Origin of the sequence: Clostridium septicum, from assembly GCF_003606265.1 — a bacterium.
Taxonomy (GTDB): domain Bacteria; phylum Bacillota; class Clostridia; order Clostridiales; family Clostridiaceae; genus Clostridium; species Clostridium septicum.
In genome coordinates this window covers 2,864,864-2,881,253 of the sequence record NZ_CP023671.1, presented here as the reverse complement: position 1 = coordinate 2,881,253, position 16,390 = coordinate 2,864,864, and the positions used below count along the sequence as shown (strand labels likewise).

Below are 16,390 nucleotides of genomic sequence, written 5' to 3'. Positions count from 1 at the left end.
TCCTCCCTTTATTATCTAAATGTTATTTTTACTAATGTAGATTTTATAGTTTCAATAGCTTTTTCTGAAAATCCATCAAGCACTCTATCTTTTCTTAAATACCCTTCAACAACTAAGCTACATGGCATATCCCCATTTGTAACATCTACTGTTTTATATAAAACACCTGCTGGTGTAGTAGTTAGTGTTTCAGAACCCTCTCCACCAGTTTGGGTTACAACTGTTCCTTCAGCATCTATTAAAGTTCCTGCTTTAACTAGTTTTCTTCCATTTTCATTAGGCTTAATGCTTGTTGATTTAACTGTAGAAGTAAAAGTTATAAGATTAGATTGAGTAACTAATATCTCCATATCATTTTCATAAGTTTGTTTTTTAAAATACATAAAAATTCCTCCCTTTATTTAGTAGTCCAAGGATCACTTGGAGCTGAACTTGTATTATTTATTTGAGCTGCTATTGCAGCACCAATACTCATTGGCTTTCCATCTGAATTATTACCTGGTATATAACTAGACTGTTTCATCTTCTCTGTAGCTATAGCTTCAAGACTCTTTGACCAATCCTCCGCGATAGAATCTAAAACTTCTTTAGTTTTATCAAAATCATCACCTAAACATTTTTCAATAATGCTTGCCGGCAATTTCTTATCTTTAGCATATTTCATAGCTTCATTTAATAAATCTTTTCTTGCATTAGCTTTTTGTTCATCAGCTAATTTTTTCTCAAGTTCTAAGATTTTCTTTTGAGTTGGATCAGTTATTAAATCCGGATACTTTTCCTTAATAAAAGGTTCAAGCTCCTTTTCTAAATTGTTTTCCCTCCAAGTTTTTAAAGCTTTGCTATGATATTTATCATTTTCACTATCAAGAAAAGCTTTAAAATCTTTATCACTTTTTATTTTTTCCTTAAAGGCCTCTAAGGTAAGTCCACTAATTTGTAGTGACTTAGCTAAATTACTATTTTCTAGTAACGAATCTATATTTTCATCATCACCCGCTTTTTCAATTAATTTTAATAATTCTTTCTTTAACATATACTCCTCCTTATCCCACAAACCCATATAAGCCTTGTGACACAAAATTATTTAACTTAGTAATAACACCCCTTGCACACAAAATGCACACAAGACGTATTAATAAATAATATAAAAAGCCTTAGTTTCCTAAGACTTAATTATTTTTCAACTTTGTAGTTTTCCCACTTTTTATAAGCATCTACATACATTTCTTTCTTGTCCCCATTGTAAGTACACTCGTAATACATTCCATCAAATAAAGTAGTACTTAATAAAGCTTTATTGTTTTGAAGAGTTTTACAGCTCCACACCATAAATACATCATCTGTTGTAATTTCCTTCTTATCAGTTTTATCCAAATGCTTATTAGTATAGTTACATACTTCCTGTTTACACCATTCTAAAAATTCTTTTTCATTCATTTAATGTTTCTCCTCTAATCTTCTATCCTATTAATTCCATATTGAACAGCTACTTCATGTTCAATTTTACAACCTCTTGCATTTCTCCAATCTCCACCAAAATAAGCAATATCAGCTTGACTTAAAAGCTGTATAGATTTTCCTAGATACCATACTGGAATTGACTTGTTAACTTCTCCTGGATATTTCGATATGAAAGAATCTATTAACTCTATTGGTTCTCCTATAGTTTTTTCTGCTTTAATACGAATTTCTTCCCTTGTTTTTAAAATTTCTTCATCTGTAAGACCCCTCATTGGTTGAGATATAAATAACTTTTTCACTTCTCTTTTCCTCCTTAGTTTTAAGCATAATAAAAGCACCTACTTTTAACTAAGTAAGTGCCTAATTAAGCAAATGGTGAATTTGCTTTATCTCTTAATATTTCATTTGTTATTTTAATATATTCTTTATGAGCATCTTTTACGTTTTGTGGCGCATCTTCTCTTATTGTAGCCTCTAAATAATCACCAGCATTCCCCATAATAATGTATGGTTCAAATATCTTTGTTAATTTACGCGTTGTTTCATGTCTTTTGTCCACAATCATCACGATTTTTCAACTCCTTTTATATACGCTTCTATAAATTGAACTAATTCTGTTTTGATATTTCCTTTAACACTGAAATATTCTGCAATAATTTCATTAACCCTATTAATCCCAATATAACTATCTGCTGCATATCCACTTAATTGGTTTTCAATAAACCTATTAGGCATTGAAGATTTACTTAAGATATAATTCTGAATTCCATTATCAAACATTTCTTTAGCATTATTATAACCCACTCCTTTTTGATTTTCAATTAATTCCACTAAATCATAATGATATTTATGTCCTAATTCATGCAGAAGTGGAGAGTTTGATTCTACGCTTGCAAAATAACCTTCTTTGCTTTTTAAATATTTTGATATCTTAGAATCTGTATCATACTTACTATTTATAAATACTGTATTAACTTCTCGCTTATAACCTCCAATAGCATTTTGAGGTAAACCATTTTTTTCGAAATTTATAATTGACACTCTTGGCAGTTCAAACCATGCAGGTAATCCACTTTTAATATTTTTAAGTTTTTTTTCATATAATCTTACTGCTTTATTTTTCTTTGTTGCATCAATATCCGTCCACATGTTAAATCTACTATTAGATACTCTTTTTTCATTTATCGATAAGTTTCCCAGTTTAAATTCTCTTTCTTCTCCAAATTGTGGAACGAACCTACTGGACATATAATCAGTTTTATCTAAAATACTCTCATCATCTTCAATAGTATAGAAACATCTGCATAATGGATGTTTTGGAATTTCTATCTTACCTTTAAAATCAAACACTCTATCATGGTATTGCCCACAATCAGAACATAACCTACTATCTAAAGTTGCATTATACCTTACTTTTTTAACCCCTGTTTCTTTACAGAATATATCAAATGCATTAGCAGAAGATCTATTTACTTCTGTTTCTACAAGTCTTTTTGTATTATAAGCACCAGTATTATAAGTTTTTTCTACTTCTTTTTTTATTTGATTTACATTTACTTTTCCATTAAGAAAAGCATTAATTTGCTTATGAAGATATTTAGCTGTTTCCTGCTCATTTTCCCAAACTCTTTTCGAAAAATGTTTACCTTTAAAATTATCTTTCACAATCTTCTTAACATCTTTTAAATTGGCATTATAGTTATAAAAATTAAAAGTTTTATTAACCGTAGAACTAAGAATATCATTAATTACATTAATCTGATTCTTACAAATATTCTTATGACCATTTAAAATTAAAACAGACATCTTTTTATAATATTTATCCTTATCGCTCTTCCCTATACTCATTACTCCATCAATAATAGTATAAGTAAGCATAACCATTGCTATTTCCTTTAAAAGTTCATTTCTAATATTTTTCTGCTCCTTATAAATTTCTTTCAACTGTTCATTAGCTTCATCATAAAGACTTTCAATAAATTCTTCTTCATCAATCATTATCAATCACCTAGATTATTTAAATCTATTGCAAATTCTTCTTCTTGCTCTTTTTTTACCTTTTCAGCTTCAACTACTTTATTATTAATGAAACTAAATCTACCTCTAGCAGTATCTTTAGAAATTATCCCATCAGGCACCTGACTAAGCATTTGAGCAGTTGCTAAATCATCTGAAGGAATATTTGGAGTATAAAGAGCTTTAATATCTTTATAATCATAAATTTTATTTTTCTTCAAATCCAAATATATAAATAAAAATCTTAATCTATTTTTAACAATATTCCTATGTGCCTTAATTTGAAGATTACACTTGTTTTCCAAAACAATAAGTCTAGATCTTAAAGTTATACCTGATAAATTACTTTGCAATTTTTCATTATGGTTTATATGACAAGCTATTTCGTACATAGTATCATGATATCTATCTAAAGTATTCTGAATAAATGTATCATTTATATTTTTGATTAACCAATCTGCACTAGCACCTTTACCTGGAAGTTGTAACACTCCCAATCTCTTCATTTTAGGAACATCATCATTATCAATTTTACATCCAATAAATTTTAAATAAGCATTCCTAAAATCACTTATTTCATTACCAACATCACTTAAATTTGTCTCAAAAGCATCTTGAAGACCCTTAATATCCTTATATAAACTATCACTTTCTTTTTCATAACTTAAAATTCCAATACTAACAGGCACTTCTTTAAATAAATTTTTACTTGGTGATGCTATTTCTTCAAATTTATCATTAAAATGATATATATAATTCTCCGTATAAACATCAATATTATTATGTTGTTCAAAATCATTTTTAAATGTATGAATAAAGAATAAAACCTTTCCTGAAGAGCTATCCTTATATGCATATCCATCACTAGGTTTTATAATTTTACTACAAAAATCTGCTTTCTTATCTATATAATAAAGTTCATAGACTTCCGTAAATATTAATAAATATTTCATTAAATCAGTATCATGAAGTTCATCCCAATGAGCTGTATAATATTCTATATCTTTTACTATATTTGTATCATCTGTCCTTGATTCATAAGTTATATCATTTCCTAATGTATAAGCAACTTCTTCTTTTATAAATTTCTTAATGTAGTTAACATTTACTTTTAAATTTGATCTATCTGTAACAAAAAGATATTTTCTGATAGCATCTGTATCACCCTTATAATAACGATACATCTTTTCATAAATATTTCTAAATACATGATAACTACCATAAGCCTTTTTAACTAACTCTAAATGTTCATAATTATGCAAATCTAATCCAAATTCTTTTTTAAACAATTTATTTATCAACTTATTTAAATTCAATATTTCACCTCCTACAACCCAAAGGATCGTCTATCTAGTATTTCAACTGCTTCAACAATTTCTATATTATCAATCCGATTATTAAATTCAGATGCAATATCTGGCGCATCATCATGAATAGAGAATTTTTGCCCTCTAAAATCTAAAATTTGACTTATAAATTCATCATCTTCTTCAGCAAATATAATTTGACCTTTATTCATATAAGGAATAATAGTAGAAATTTTATCATCCTTATTTTTTCTTTGAGCTTCATTTATTATTTCTATGTCTCTGCCTCTTAAAGTTAAGTCAGCTTTGATTTTATTTTCTAATAAATTAGCATCTGCTCCATTAAATGTGTTCTTCTCTATATAAACATGAGTTATATCTATATATTCTTTTATCAACTCAATCATATGGTCCACGTACTTATCAAAATCTGTTCTTGCATTAATCCTTGCAAGTTCAGCTTTTCTCGCATATTTTAAATTATTATCAGCTTTAGATCCTACCAAAAAAGCACTATAGTCAGATTTTTTATTATTAGTTGCTGCTGGATCCACTAATAACATAGTTTTTATAAAATCATGTCTTTCTATTTCTTCTCTTTTTTCAGTAGCAACAGTTTTAAACCATTTTTCTCCTATACTGTCTACATCTCCTTGAACTTCTTGTTTAAAGGATGATGGATTTTCGTAATATTGAATGGCCATATCAAGACAATCCCAAAACTCTTGCCATAACAAAGGATATTGCATTTCATCTTGGTGTTGATAATAAAACTCCTTAGCATAATCTAATGATGCACTTCCATATTTTTTAGAATTAAATAGAATCTCTTTAAAATTCAACCAAAGTCCTTCATTAAAGAACTTATCAACATTATCTATAAGAACACCTTTTTCATTTTCAAATTTCCATGTTGGCTGATTCATCAATCTACTATAAAAACATTCTTTATGTTGTAATGTGCCTAGTGCTATCATCACAGTACCTTTTTTAACTAGCTTTCCTTTTCTATAAAGTGGCTTTTGAATAGCAAATTTAACATCTTCACTAAATCTCTTCCACTTTCCTTCTCTAGCTTCATGAGTTTTAACATCTGATTCTGATTGATAATCATCTAGAATTATAAGTTCAGGCCTTCTATTTCTATACTTTCTACCTCTCATAGGTGAAGCTGAAGGTATTGCTTCTATCTTAGAAAAATTAGTTAATTCTAATTCTGAAGTATTACATTTAAAACTCTTATCTCTATCATCTAATAAAACTCCAAATGAATTCTTTAATAGTTCATTTTCTAAAAATTGATTTTTAATATCTGCAATAAACTTTTCAGCAGTAGATCCTATATCAGAACATATCAATGTATATTTTATATGGCCATAAGCATGAACCCATATAACCGGTCCGGTATTTCCAAAAACTGATTTACCTGTACCTCTTGGCAATATTCTACCTAATTGATTGTGACCTTCTCCTATAATAGCTTCCTGAATATCTTTCCATAAATCTTCATGAACCTTTGCATGAGGTGCTGCTGCATTATCATCTTTTGGATAATAGATGTCTTGTAAAAAATACAAACAAAAAAACTCTAGATTAAATTTACCTAATTGCCATGCTAATCCATGGAATCCAAATAAATTGCTAGAGTTTTCTATAAACATTTCATCTGTTCTTTCCTCTGCCTCTTTATCATTTAAGCCAGCTTCTAGAAAAGTCTTATTAAGATAGTGATAAAGTAAGAATTCATTTCTTTCATTATCACTATCGAATTCTAAAGGCAATCCCACTTTATCACCACCTCCTGGTTTTTAAAATTTGTTAGAAAAAGTGTGGAACTGGTAGCCACAGTATTCCAAATATTGTATTTTAGAACCTACCCCCATATTTATTTATGCATAATAGTAATTAAATACTTAATTATATAACAATTTCGCTTTTGCTTTTTATTTTTTTCGCTAAAACTTAATTTAGCGAAGTTCGTAAATTAAATTATTATATATATACTAAAGCTAGTTATATCAAGGTCTTCAAGCATTATTACCGCCTTTTAATTTCAGTTTTATCCTTTCAACAACTGCTTCAACTTCATTAATTTGCCCATCATTCTCACTATTTCCCGAGTTTCCAGTGTCTATTACTTGGGAAGTTCTTCCTAAAATCCTATCTATTAGATATTGATTTGCAGCTAAACATACTCTTTTATCGCTTTTATCATTAGCTAATTCTTTTATATTTGAAATAAATGTGGTTAAATCTTTCAAAATGTAAGCATTTCCCTGGTTAATTATCCCTCGCTTACGCCTGTCCAGCTCTGCCTTGACAGTAGGCTTACCCATCCAAGCATAAATAGTATTTCTAGTAACACCTATAGTCTTAGCGATATCCGTTATATTCTCGCCCTCTATAAGCATAGTAATCATTTGTATTTGTTCTCTTGTTACTATTTCCTGTTTATTCTTTAAGAGCTCTTTAGCCATCTACACACCCCCTCTGATATATACACATAATAAAAGACACTTGTATAGGCTAAATCTTCTCTAATTAGCTTCTACAAATGTCCTAACTAACAATTTCTATAATACTATAATAACACGTTTAAAACCTTAATATTTAAACCAGTCTTAAACAAAGTTTAAACAAAGTTTAAGAATAATATATTTGATATCTTATTTACTATAATTCTTTTCAATTCTGATACATATTCTTCAGTTAAATCTAACTTAGCAGCTATCATTCTATTATTCTCTTTATTAAAGTATCTCATTTGAATAAGATTCTTTTCTCTATTTGTTAAATCAGTTAATGAATTTTCTATCTTCATAATTTCAACTTCTTTAAGCTTTTTCATATTTTCTAATTTTTTTATTCTCTTTTCTCTAATTACGACTTCATTCTCTACACTTGAATTAAACTTATTAGTAGATCCAGTTCTTTCTTCATATACTATTGCACCAACACCTTCATATTGACTTTTTAAAAGTTCTAAATCTAATTCTATATTTCTAATTTCAGCTTTAGTTTTATTAAAGTTGTATAACATAGCCTCTGTTTTTTTATATAAACTCAAGATTATTCACCTCTTTTGTTTCATTTCTAATTTTTTTATTATGCTTTTTAGTCAATTTTTATTGATTTTTTCTAATAAATTAGCCTTTTCTGACTCTAATTTTGCTTTTTCTGTCCATTTTTTATTAAAAATACATTTTTTAATTTGCTTATCTATTTCTTTTATTCTATCTCTCCAAACCTTGTCCCAGTCTACTCTCACGGTACTTTACTCCTTCTAATTTTTTATATTATGTTACACTTCATGTTACATTTATTTTTTTAATAGTAACCACTTCAAACCGTTGATATTACTAGCTTTGGAACATTGGTTACAAAGTTACACTTTTTTTAAATTTATATGTATATATAGAGAATATATAATATATATATTTTTTTCTTATATATATATATATATTTATGTAACTTTGTAACTATTATATATATATATAGTCTCAGGCTAGATATACTGTCATTTCTTGTGGTTACACTTTTGGTTACTTTTTTTTGAAAACTTGTAACTCTTGTAACCTTTTTTATTTTTTACAATTGTTTTATAAAGTTTTCTATTTGCTCTAATTTATCTTTAATAACCAATATGTCATGATTACTTCTTAAAACCTGCTGTGGAACGAATTTCAAAGCAGATTCAAAGCTTGTACAATAAGCTATTGGTTGCCAGTATTCTTTGCCTAGATTTTCTTTCTTGGTTAACTTACTATCTTCTACTATTTTCTTGACTTTTACTATAAACTGCCTTTCATCTGTTTCTATTAAATAGTCTCCCATATTTACTTTCATTAATATCCTCCATTAACTCTATCCCAATTAATCTTATTTTTATATCTATATGCTTGTTCCATTTCTTTAAATGTGAAACCTAAATTTAATCCTAATGCTATAATCCTTGGAACTGTAGGATCTTTAAAGCACATCTGAAATAAGTGGTAAACTGTATAATCACTATTAAGTCTATGGGCTATTTCTTCTGCTCTATCTATAAAGCTATTTCCTTCTTCATTTTCTAGACTTAAAGCAAAATGAAAAACATCTGCCCATTCCTCTAACATTTTTTCTCTATTAACTTCTCCTTTGGTTTTCTTCCAATACTTAAACTCTTTAAATTCCTGTGCTAATTCCCCTAGCTCTACTCTTAGAGCTAACTCTATCTTTCTAGTTGGGTATACATCTATATCACTTTTCTTAAATATTGCTATATCCAATTCTTTCTGCATTTCTAATAAATTTCTAATGTTCATAACTAACCCCTTAATATTTATTAATGTATTATTGTAATTATCTCTAAATCCATATTTCCACAATCTTGGCATATATAAGTTATATTGATTTTTTCATATTTCTTATTATTTGCAATAATTTTCTTTATTGAAAATGCATCTATTTTATCACTATTGCATTTGCAACATATTTTATTAATAGTCTTCATATTTAATTTAACCTATCCTTACTAATATTCCACCATTACTCTTTGTTTTGAACTCATATAAATTAGAGTTTTGGCTTTTTAAACTGCATAAATCTAATGGTATTAACTTTGTTCCATTGTTATATATCTTCTTTTTGTACCTGGTGCAATAATATTGATTTCTAACAAAAACTTGATTATTGCAATACATACATTTATTCATCGTTTTCTCCTTACTGATACTCACTTACTTGAACCTTCTCTTCAGCTATAATACAAGCCACTTTCCAATAGACTTGGAGTAAATTAGTTTCCTCTGTATCATATTGTGGGTCATCTCCTCCGCATCCTGTATCTCTAATTGCTATAGTATAGTAATCCCAGGCATAATAACTTTCTACTTTACCATTGGTTTTATCCTCTATAAATTTTCTTAATTGTCCTTCTGTAAATAGCGGAATTGGTCCTATACTTTTAAAGTAATCAAAATCTCCATTTAAATCGCATTCTAAGTTATTATCTATTATCTCTACATCTTTATATTCATGTGGGTCTTCATTATAATAATATAAATCTCCGTAATCACATTCCCACCAATCTAAAAATATTTTTTGTACTTCTATAGGTTGCTCTCTAAATTGTTCTATTGTTGTGAATTCCATCTTTCGCCTCCTTATTGATATTGATTTTCTTATGAGAATAGAAGCATATTACTGTTACTTAAATCGCTTCTATTCTCCTATATTTAAATTATCTAATCGATTTCTATTATTTCCTCACTAATGATTGTGTAAAATGTTGGTTTATAGTTATACTTCTCTTGCCACTTGTAAAACACATCATTAAGATCCTTCTCTAATTCTAATAATTCTTCTGTAGATGCATAAACTAAATAATCCTCTGCTACTTCTCCAACTTCTTCATACATAGTATTTTGTATGTCTTCTATAACCCTATCAACATCTACTCCAAAGTTTGGTACATCTTCAATTATTCCTATTTTAAATTTCTTAATATCATCAATTAAGGCTTCTTTAGATGCTTCCTCTATAGCTTCTTCTCTACTATCACAAACGCCACCTCTCCATATCTCACTATTTATATTTAACTCATAAGTCCACTTACTCATTTTCCTACCTCCATCTATTTTTCATATTTTTTAATTGCATACTAAAAAAACGCCGCATATTTCTTTGAATAATACGGCATTTTAAATAATTTTATATTCCTAATATTTTAATATAGTCAGTTAATTAGTCAATAAACTATAGACTTTATTTATAGATTCTTTATCATCAAAATTATCTGATATTTTAAACATTAATTCTGAAGCATTTTCATTTTGAAATACTTCTTTAAATTTTTCTTTGTCATTAAGCATAACTCTATTTATTTCAATAAACAATCTTGGCAAACTATATGCCCATTCATCATTTGGGATTCCATTCTCGTCACTTAACGCAAAATATGATTCTCGAGCGGCTATTATACTTGCATATTGTTCGGCATAAACTGTTTCATTATCTATATTTCCGCCATAACCAGCAAAATTTTGTATATTATCTCTTACCGTTTGGGTTAATTCTTTCTTATAATTATTTATCTTATTTTGTTGATAAAAATTATACCCTAATGAAAGTAAAAGTATCCCAACTATTAAACTAACTATAAATTTCGATTTATTTTTCAATTTATACTCCTCCAACTTAATCTATTAAAAATTATTATACATACATTAGTTTTATCTTAGTTAGTTTATATTGTAACATAATTATACATTTTTCAAAAATACCGTATTATTCAATTTTTAAAGAACATATTTACTAAATATAAAAAACTTATAACCCACAATTACAAGGCCTTTCTCTTTCTCCTATGTGATCTAATAATCCATAATCATCAAAAAACATTTCAATTTGTCCTTCTCCAACTATTACCTCTATAGGTTTTGAACTTATATATAGTGGCTTTTTATTATCTGATACTCTTTTTTCATTTACTTTATGCTCTAAAGCTCTAGCCTTCTCATATAAACATGGATCATTTCTATATAACTCTATAAACTCAGCTTTTTTTGCATAAGGACAGAAATAACAACCAGATTTCCTAGGAACTTTAAAACCATGTCTTTCAATTATTTCAATATTTTCTTTTCTAGTGATCCCATCTTCAACAAATAAATACTTAAATATTTTATTAGCTAAATACTTAGGCGGATTTTGTGGTGGTCTTGCTCTATTCGCTTCATCATATGCTATCCCTAAATGCATATAACACTTTTCATCTTCTCCACCCTCTAATTTAGAATTAATATACAAATTGGTTGGTATTATTTTAAACTTTTCAGTACACCATCTAAGCATTCTTGAAGGTACTACACTCTTCTCTAAACAATAATGGAATAAATCTAATCCTTTATTCATATTTCTTTCTTTAACATTACCTTCAACTATTGTTACTGGTTTCCACCCTCTCTTTATGACCTCTTTATTAAAGTAATCCATATATCTATAAGTGTCTGGGTGATCAGCTCCATGATTACTAAATACGGCTTCAAACTCTATCCCTTGTTCTATCATATAAAGGTATAAAGCTACACTGTTTACTCCTCCACCAAAACTTAAGAAATGTTTCATACTATACCCTCACCCCCATGTTTTCTTTTACTAATCCATTTATACAATCACTTGCTTCTTTTAATGTTCCGTTATATATTACTTCCTCTTTTGAGTTTCTCACTTCCCATGATCCTTTAAGCTGATTACAGCATAAATGATATTGCATATCTTACTCCTCCATCTATTTATCAATATTTTCAAATCCCGAACTCTTCTTTAAGCTCTATTAAGTTAGGATCTAATAATATTAACTCTCTTATCTTATTTTTAAATTCTTCTGTTTTATCTATCTTAGCTTGTACATCTTTTTCAAACTTATCTGTATTTCTAAAATATTTACTGTCTACTGCTCCACATTTAGCTACTTTACTAGTATTAGAATATCTACTCATTACTAATTTCCTTTATATCAATTCTTATAGTCTTATTTGCTTGTCCTAAATGGTATATCAAGGCTTCTGAACCATCTTCTAAGTTAACTTTTGACTTAGCTTTTATATTTAATTTTCTTGCCTGCTTTATTCCTTCCAAGTTTTCATTTATTTCTTTTAAATCTTTCTCAGTTATCATTATTTACACTCCTTTAAAATGGACACTCTGTTGTAGTTCCTTCGAATCTTTGCTCCGTTTCTGTTACTACTTCAAAAATTGGTTCTACTATCTCATACATTTTTAAATCTCTTAATTTTTCTATATCATATTCATCCATTCTTACAGTTTTCCAATTTCCATTAACCTGTTTCATCTTAGTTGGAATACTTTCATTTAAAATATAACCTGATTTTTTAGCTTGTTTTTTAAAGTCCTTCAGTTTTAAAGGAATAACATCTGTTCCAAATCTAGTTGTATGTTCATATAACAAATTAATCATTTCACTTGTTTTTATTAACACAACATTGTTTTTAACTTTAAAAACACATTCTGGATTTAATACTCTAGAATCCTCTAGCATTTGATTAAACGTTAAAAGCATGGTTTCCACAACTGAATTTACTTCCTGTCCATCTTCTAAAACTTCTGTTTTTATATTTTCTATTAAGAATTTTTCGAATCCCTTAAATTCCTTAGTTTCTAATTTAATTGCAAGTTTATTTAAAATTTGCATTCCACAATAAATATTAAGCGCAGTATTTAAAGGTCTATTGATTAATTCAGTTATTTTACTTTCTCCCAACTTCCTTATATCTGAATATTCTTCTATAGTAAGATTTAATATTATATCTATCAGACTTCTTCCCAATTTATTCAATAATTGTTGATTATCCATAAGCCATTTCATAGCTTTAGTATGTTCTAAAGTTCTTTCATTTTTAGAAAGATAAATTATACAACTTCTTTCTATAAGGGCCTTTTCATTATTAGCATAGCTTTCCTCACCTGCCATTATAATAGGTCTATCTAATTTAAATTCTGTTGTTTCAAGACTTCTGTTCCCTCTTGATACACTTGTCCCATCATAAGAGTTTCTTAATATTTCGCTTAATTTAGATATTTTAAAACGATCCAGGGCTGATGGTTTAAATTCTTCTAATAACAATGGGTAATTGCCTTCTGATAGACTTTTTATTATTCCAAAAGGACTTGTTAATCCGATTGATTTTATATCATTTTTATTAGCATTTAGTATAGGCGCTATTACATTATCTAATATTGTACTTTTTCCACTTCCACTCTCTCCTATCATCAGTAAATGATGCTGTTTATTTCCTATTGCTTTATTTTGATATATTGCCAGGTTGTTTATTACTGTTCCTATTATGCTGATAGTCTTTTCTGAAGTAGCAAATTTAAATAAGTGTTTTCTTATAGATTTAAATTCTTCTTGAGTTATTTCTTGAATATCTATTAGATTTTCTGCCATATTACCTTTGCACTTTATGCTTATATCTATACCTGAATCTGAAATAGCTCCATTACTTGTTGCAAAAAATAATTTCTTATCTTTTTCTATAAACTTAGCTCCGTTATGAATTTCTTCATTTTCTAAAGCAAAATATTTATTTATCCATATTTTAAATTCAGTCAAAGCTTTAATATCACCTATAAAAGATAAATCCATGGTCCCTAAAAAGTTTTTAAAAGATTTGGTATCATCGAATACAGTAGAAAATCCCGTTTTCTCAAATGTCTCTCCTGTATTAGACTTTAAAATCAATTTTATTCCTTCTTTATCTTCATCAATAAATTTCATTCTTTTAGCTTCAATTATTTTAAAATTTGTTATATATTCCTTAAAAAAATCATCATCCTTTCTATTGTAGATCCATTTAAAAACACCATTTAAATTTTGCTGCAACTCATATCTTGTTTTTAAATCCAAGCTTCTATTAAAGGCATTTAATAAATCCTTCTTATCATGTCCAAACTCTATCCAATCAGTAACATCTTTATTGTTTCCCAATGACTTTAGTCCAGGTAAATTAATAAACTTAAATTCTCTAGATGTCGTAAACAATTCATTGTAAATTTTCCATTTATATTGTTCTCCGGCTATCCCTGTATCGCTACACACGTAAATTCTGGCTCCCGTAAAATAACTTAATTCTTTAGTTATTCCTTTAAAGCTTGTGGCAACATAATTTTCATTTCTTAACAGTGAATTTATTGTATTCGCATCTTTCTCGCCTTCTACAACTACAATTGCATAATCTTTTTTTATTCCCTCTATAGTGTTATAAAGGTTATACGGAATTTCATCGTATCCTCTACTAGCCTTTACCTTTTCATTTTCAAAATGATAATAACCATGTTTCTTTTTTCCCTCTTTATGGTCCATAAATTTTGCTTTGAAATAAATTGGATCGTTATCTTTATTTACAAAAGTAAATATTCCTAACAAATCCTGTTCTTCCCTGTATTTAGTAAATTCCCACTCTATAAAAGACTTAACCTTGTCCTCTAATTGTTCTTTTTTGCTCTTATGTACTTCCATTCCTAAATACTTTTTAGATGCATTAAAATCTATACCTTTAAAATTTGATATAAAGTCTATTGCATCTCCACCCACATCACATCCAAAGCATTTAAATTTATATTTATTAATATTTGGATGAAACTTAACACTTAAGGAAGGTGTCTTTTCATTATGAAAAGGGCAAGGTATATATCCTTGCCTATTAAATTTATTACCAGTCTCTCTTTCTATTAACTCTTTTAAATTTATATCTCCAATATCCAAATAACATCACCTCCTAAAAGTTTTTAAATCCATTTATTCTTTCATCTTTTGTCATTTCCAAACCTGTAATATCCTTATATATAGTTTGTAATTTACTAAGCCTTAAAGCTATATCGTTAAAAAGCTTTAAATGTTTCAAACAACTTTCTATGCTTTCGTTTTTAAAATAAATTTCTGCATTAGAATTACGTTTAAGATAGTAATTATATTCTTTTTTTATCTCTATAATTTCATTCATATTTATTCCTGAATTTCTTCTATGTAACCCTTATGCTTAAGTACATTTCTAATAGAATATCTTAAAGTATTGTATATCTCGCTTCCAATCATAGACTTATCTATTGGCCTTATGATGGTACTAAATTCCCTTTCCAAACCTTTTATTCTTGCATATAATGTTGTTGGCTCATATTGGGCTCTGTAATTTTTATTTCTTATGTTTTCATCAAAATCTTTATCTTCCATAAATATAAAAAATTCAATGCCATATCTATTCATATTGGCAAATTCGTACTTGAGTCTGTTGTAATCAGTTTTAAGGACTTTTTCTAAATACTCTTTTCCTAATAAATCAATTATTTCTTTTTTAATCTCATTTATATTTGTTTTATTATCCTTAAGATTCATTGCAATTTCATCGATGCAAAATTTTCTCTCTATTGCTATATCATTTGTAAAATAAACATCTCTCTGTTGCCCTTTAAAGCTACCCGCTGGCAAGTAACAACTATAATCTCCATAGTCTAATTTTTGAGTTTTGTAAGGCTTCTTTTTCTTTTGAAGCCATTGTATTATATGGGTATTTGCTTGTTCTCTTGTATCTACTATAATTACCATTTTATCTAATATTTCTTTTATCTCTTTATCCGAAAATTTATATCTCAATATTTATTTTTCTCCTTTAATCTAATAAATTACTATACAATTGCATTCTTTAAAAAGGCATATCTCCGTCATCAACTGGTGTCATATCTTCATCAAAGTTTTTATTATCAAAGGTATTGTTAATTTTATTTGATGCATCGTTACCTTGTCCATTTCCTATGAATTCACACGATTCAACTATCACATCAGTTGTATATCTTTTAGTTCCATCTTTAGCATCATAGCTTCCGGTCCTAATGTTTCCTGTAATAGCTAACTGTCTACCTTTAGTAAGGTACTGTGCTATTACTTCCCCTGTTTTTCCAAAAGCTATACAATTTATAAAATCTGCTTCATCTTTCTTAAATTGTCTATTTACTGCTAAAGTAAATCTCGTTACTGCTGTTCCACTACTAGCAGCATAATTTAGTTCAGGATCTTTAGTTAACCTTCCAATAAGTATTGCTTTATTCAT

26 protein-coding genes are annotated in these 16,390 nt (G+C 27.9%); all 26 read right to left on the bottom strand.

Translation table 11 applies throughout. From position 1 onward, the window contains the following. Nucleotides 1-11: 11 nt before the first annotated feature. The 26 genes from CP523_RS13240 to CP523_RS13130 all read right to left on the bottom strand — a co-directional run bounded on the left by CP523_RS13240 (nucleotide 12) and on the right by CP523_RS13130 (nucleotide 16,390). Nucleotides 12-383: a hypothetical protein gene (locus tag CP523_RS13240; RefSeq protein ID WP_120140943.1), complete on the bottom strand. Its 372-nt coding sequence runs from the start codon at nucleotides 381-383 to the stop codon at nucleotides 12-14. Nucleotides 384-397: 14 nt separating this feature from the next. Next, nucleotides 398-1,033, bottom strand: a complete 636-nt coding sequence (locus CP523_RS13235) for a DUF4355 domain-containing protein (RefSeq protein WP_066679063.1) — start codon at nucleotides 1,031-1,033, stop codon at nucleotides 398-400. A 140-nt stretch (nucleotides 1,034-1,173) separates the two neighbouring features. Further along, the gene (locus CP523_RS13230; RefSeq protein ID WP_120140942.1) at nucleotides 1,174-1,437 is read right to left on the bottom strand and encodes a DUF6275 family protein; all 264 of its coding nucleotides are present in this window, start codon (nucleotides 1,435-1,437) and stop codon (nucleotides 1,174-1,176) included. 14 nt (nucleotides 1,438-1,451) lie between these two features. After that, the gene (locus CP523_RS13225) at nucleotides 1,452-1,760 is read right to left on the bottom strand and encodes a hypothetical protein (protein ID WP_066677878.1); all 309 of its coding nucleotides are present in this window, start codon (nucleotides 1,758-1,760) and stop codon (nucleotides 1,452-1,454) included. A gap of 65 nt (nucleotides 1,761-1,825) precedes the next feature. After that, on the bottom strand, nucleotides 1,826-2,029 hold the full coding sequence (locus CP523_RS13220; protein ID WP_128499466.1) for a hypothetical protein: 204 nt from the start codon (nucleotides 2,027-2,029) through the stop codon (nucleotides 1,826-1,828). Next, nucleotides 2,026-3,459 (bottom strand): structural protein, encoded by a 1,434-nt coding sequence (locus tag CP523_RS16420; protein WP_227909521.1) that lies wholly within the window; start codon nucleotides 3,457-3,459, stop codon nucleotides 2,026-2,028. Before CP523_RS16420 ends, CP523_RS13220 begins: the two co-directional genes overlap by 4 nt. 2 nt (nucleotides 3,460-3,461) lie before the next feature. Next, entirely contained in the window at nucleotides 3,462-4,793 is a 1,332-nt protein-coding gene (locus CP523_RS13210; protein WP_120140941.1) for a phage portal protein, read from the bottom strand. A gap of 11 nt (nucleotides 4,794-4,804) precedes the next feature. Next, on the bottom strand, nucleotides 4,805-6,571 hold the full coding sequence (locus tag CP523_RS13205; RefSeq protein ID WP_120140940.1) for a hypothetical protein: 1,767 nt from the start codon (nucleotides 6,569-6,571) through the stop codon (nucleotides 4,805-4,807). 240 nt (nucleotides 6,572-6,811) lie between these two features. Beyond that, nucleotides 6,812-7,261, bottom strand: a complete 450-nt coding sequence (locus CP523_RS13200; RefSeq protein WP_120140939.1) for a helix-turn-helix domain-containing protein — start codon at nucleotides 7,259-7,261, stop codon at nucleotides 6,812-6,814. A gap of 155 nt (nucleotides 7,262-7,416) precedes the next feature. Further along, the gene (locus tag CP523_RS13195) at nucleotides 7,417-7,851 is read right to left on the bottom strand and encodes a sigma factor-like helix-turn-helix DNA-binding protein (RefSeq protein ID WP_120140938.1); all 435 of its coding nucleotides are present in this window, start codon (nucleotides 7,849-7,851) and stop codon (nucleotides 7,417-7,419) included. 51 nt (nucleotides 7,852-7,902) lie between these two features. Further along, nucleotides 7,903-8,052, bottom strand: coding sequence for a hypothetical protein (locus CP523_RS16045; RefSeq protein WP_162925993.1), 150 nt, complete (start codon nucleotides 8,050-8,052; stop codon nucleotides 7,903-7,905). A 320-nt stretch (nucleotides 8,053-8,372) separates the two neighbouring features. Further along, on the bottom strand, nucleotides 8,373-8,630 hold the full coding sequence (locus tag CP523_RS13190) for a hypothetical protein (protein ID WP_120140937.1): 258 nt from the start codon (nucleotides 8,628-8,630) through the stop codon (nucleotides 8,373-8,375). After that, nucleotides 8,630-9,088 (bottom strand): dUTP diphosphatase, encoded by a 459-nt coding sequence (locus CP523_RS13185; protein ID WP_162925992.1) that lies wholly within the window; start codon nucleotides 9,086-9,088, stop codon nucleotides 8,630-8,632. The genes CP523_RS13190 and CP523_RS13185 overlap by 1 nt, the downstream gene beginning before the upstream one ends. Before the next feature lie 20 nt (nucleotides 9,089-9,108). After that, nucleotides 9,109-9,276 (bottom strand): hypothetical protein, encoded by a 168-nt coding sequence (locus CP523_RS16040; protein ID WP_162925991.1) that lies wholly within the window; start codon nucleotides 9,274-9,276, stop codon nucleotides 9,109-9,111. 7 nt (nucleotides 9,277-9,283) lie between these two features. Beyond that, nucleotides 9,284-9,478, bottom strand: a complete 195-nt coding sequence (locus CP523_RS13180) for a hypothetical protein (protein ID WP_120140935.1) — start codon at nucleotides 9,476-9,478, stop codon at nucleotides 9,284-9,286. A 10-nt stretch (nucleotides 9,479-9,488) separates the two neighbouring features. Next, complete coding sequence (locus tag CP523_RS13175; RefSeq protein ID WP_120140934.1) at nucleotides 9,489-9,917, bottom strand: hypothetical protein; 429 nt, start codon at nucleotides 9,915-9,917, stop codon at nucleotides 9,489-9,491. A 92-nt stretch (nucleotides 9,918-10,009) separates the two neighbouring features. Beyond that, nucleotides 10,010-10,384 carry a hypothetical protein gene (locus CP523_RS13170; RefSeq protein ID WP_120140933.1) on the bottom strand — a complete coding sequence of 125 codons (375 nt, stop codon included), beginning with the start codon at nucleotides 10,382-10,384 and terminating at the stop codon, nucleotides 10,010-10,012. Between the two features lie 120 nt (nucleotides 10,385-10,504). Further along, nucleotides 10,505-10,945: a hypothetical protein gene (locus tag CP523_RS13165; protein WP_120140932.1), complete on the bottom strand. Its 441-nt coding sequence runs from the start codon at nucleotides 10,943-10,945 to the stop codon at nucleotides 10,505-10,507. Nucleotides 10,946-11,093: 148 nt separating this feature from the next. Next, nucleotides 11,094-11,891 (bottom strand): adenine nucleotide alpha hydrolase family protein, encoded by a 798-nt coding sequence (locus CP523_RS13160; RefSeq protein ID WP_120140931.1) that lies wholly within the window; start codon nucleotides 11,889-11,891, stop codon nucleotides 11,094-11,096. Between the two features lies 1 nt (nucleotide 11,892). Continuing rightward, nucleotides 11,893-12,039 (bottom strand): hypothetical protein, encoded by a 147-nt coding sequence (locus CP523_RS16035; protein WP_162925990.1) that lies wholly within the window; start codon nucleotides 12,037-12,039, stop codon nucleotides 11,893-11,895. Nucleotides 12,040-12,070: 31 nt separating this feature from the next. Continuing rightward, complete coding sequence (locus CP523_RS13155) at nucleotides 12,071-12,265, bottom strand: hypothetical protein (RefSeq protein ID WP_120140930.1); 195 nt, start codon at nucleotides 12,263-12,265, stop codon at nucleotides 12,071-12,073. Continuing rightward, on the bottom strand, nucleotides 12,258-12,443 hold the full coding sequence (locus CP523_RS13150; protein WP_120140929.1) for a hypothetical protein: 186 nt from the start codon (nucleotides 12,441-12,443) through the stop codon (nucleotides 12,258-12,260). The genes CP523_RS13155 and CP523_RS13150 overlap by 8 nt, the downstream gene beginning before the upstream one ends. A 13-nt stretch (nucleotides 12,444-12,456) precedes the next feature. Then, entirely contained in the window at nucleotides 12,457-15,051 is a 2,595-nt protein-coding gene (locus CP523_RS13145) for a CHC2 zinc finger domain-containing protein (protein ID WP_066677865.1), read from the bottom strand. A gap of 13 nt (nucleotides 15,052-15,064) precedes the next feature. Next, nucleotides 15,065-15,289: a hypothetical protein gene (locus tag CP523_RS13140; protein WP_066677863.1), complete on the bottom strand. Its 225-nt coding sequence runs from the start codon at nucleotides 15,287-15,289 to the stop codon at nucleotides 15,065-15,067. A 2-nt stretch (nucleotides 15,290-15,291) separates the two neighbouring features. After that, a complete protein-coding gene (locus CP523_RS13135) occupies nucleotides 15,292-15,936 on the bottom strand; it encodes an ERCC4 domain-containing protein (RefSeq protein WP_120140928.1) in 645 nt (214 codons plus the stop codon). Nucleotides 15,937-15,985: 49 nt separating this feature from the next. Next, the gene (locus tag CP523_RS13130; RefSeq protein ID WP_120140927.1) at nucleotides 15,986-16,390 is read right to left on the bottom strand and encodes a single-stranded DNA-binding protein; all 405 of its coding nucleotides are present in this window, start codon (nucleotides 16,388-16,390) and stop codon (nucleotides 15,986-15,988) included.

Bases quoted from the DNA above. Each gene is read 5' to 3' on its own strand.
- CP523_RS13150 (WP_120140929.1), bottom strand. From the start codon at position 12,443: ATGATAACTGAGAAAGATTTAAAAGAAATAAATGAAAACTTGGAAGGA.
- CP523_RS13170 (WP_120140933.1), bottom strand. From the start codon at position 10,384: ATGAGTAAGTGGACTTATGAGTTAAATATAAATAGTGAGATATGGAGA.
- CP523_RS13235 (WP_066679063.1), bottom strand. From the start codon at position 1,033: ATGTTAAAGAAAGAATTATTAAAATTAATTGAAAAAGCGGGTGATGAT.
- CP523_RS16420 (WP_227909521.1), bottom strand. From the start codon at position 3,459: ATGATTGATGAAGAAGAATTTATTGAAAGTCTTTATGATGAAGCTAAT.
- CP523_RS13180 (WP_120140935.1), bottom strand. From the start codon at position 9,478: ATGAATAAATGTATGTATTGCAATAATCAAGTTTTTGTTAGAAATCAA.
- CP523_RS13160 (WP_120140931.1), bottom strand. From the start codon at position 11,891: ATGAAACATTTCTTAAGTTTTGGTGGAGGAGTAAACAGTGTAGCTTTA.
- CP523_RS13155 (WP_120140930.1), bottom strand. From the start codon at position 12,265: ATGAGTAGATATTCTAATACTAGTAAAGTAGCTAAATGTGGAGCAGTA.
- CP523_RS13230 (WP_120140942.1), bottom strand. From the start codon at position 1,437: ATGAATGAAAAAGAATTTTTAGAATGGTGTAAACAGGAAGTATGTAAC.
- CP523_RS13240 (WP_120140943.1), bottom strand. From the start codon at position 383: ATGTATTTTAAAAAACAAACTTATGAAAATGATATGGAGATATTAGTT.
- CP523_RS13185 (WP_162925992.1), bottom strand. From the start codon at position 9,088: ATGAACATTAGAAATTTATTAGAAATGCAGAAAGAATTGGATATAGCA.
- CP523_RS13200 (WP_120140939.1), bottom strand. From the start codon at position 7,261: ATGGCTAAAGAGCTCTTAAAGAATAAACAGGAAATAGTAACAAGAGAA.
- CP523_RS13175 (WP_120140934.1), bottom strand. From the start codon at position 9,917: ATGGAATTCACAACAATAGAACAATTTAGAGAGCAACCTATAGAAGTA.
- CP523_RS16040 (WP_162925991.1), bottom strand. From the start codon at position 9,276: ATGAAGACTATTAATAAAATATGTTGCAAATGCAATAGTGATAAAATA.
- CP523_RS16035 (WP_162925990.1), bottom strand. From the start codon at position 12,039: ATGCAATATCATTTATGCTGTAATCAGCTTAAAGGATCATGGGAAGTG.
- CP523_RS13140 (WP_066677863.1), bottom strand. From the start codon at position 15,289: ATGAATGAAATTATAGAGATAAAAAAAGAATATAATTACTATCTTAAA.
- CP523_RS13190 (WP_120140937.1), bottom strand. From the start codon at position 8,630: ATGAAAGTAAATATGGGAGACTATTTAATAGAAACAGATGAAAGGCAG.
- CP523_RS13130 (WP_120140927.1), bottom strand. From the start codon at position 16,390: ATGAATAAAGCAATACTTATTGGAAGGTTAACTAAAGATCCTGAACTA.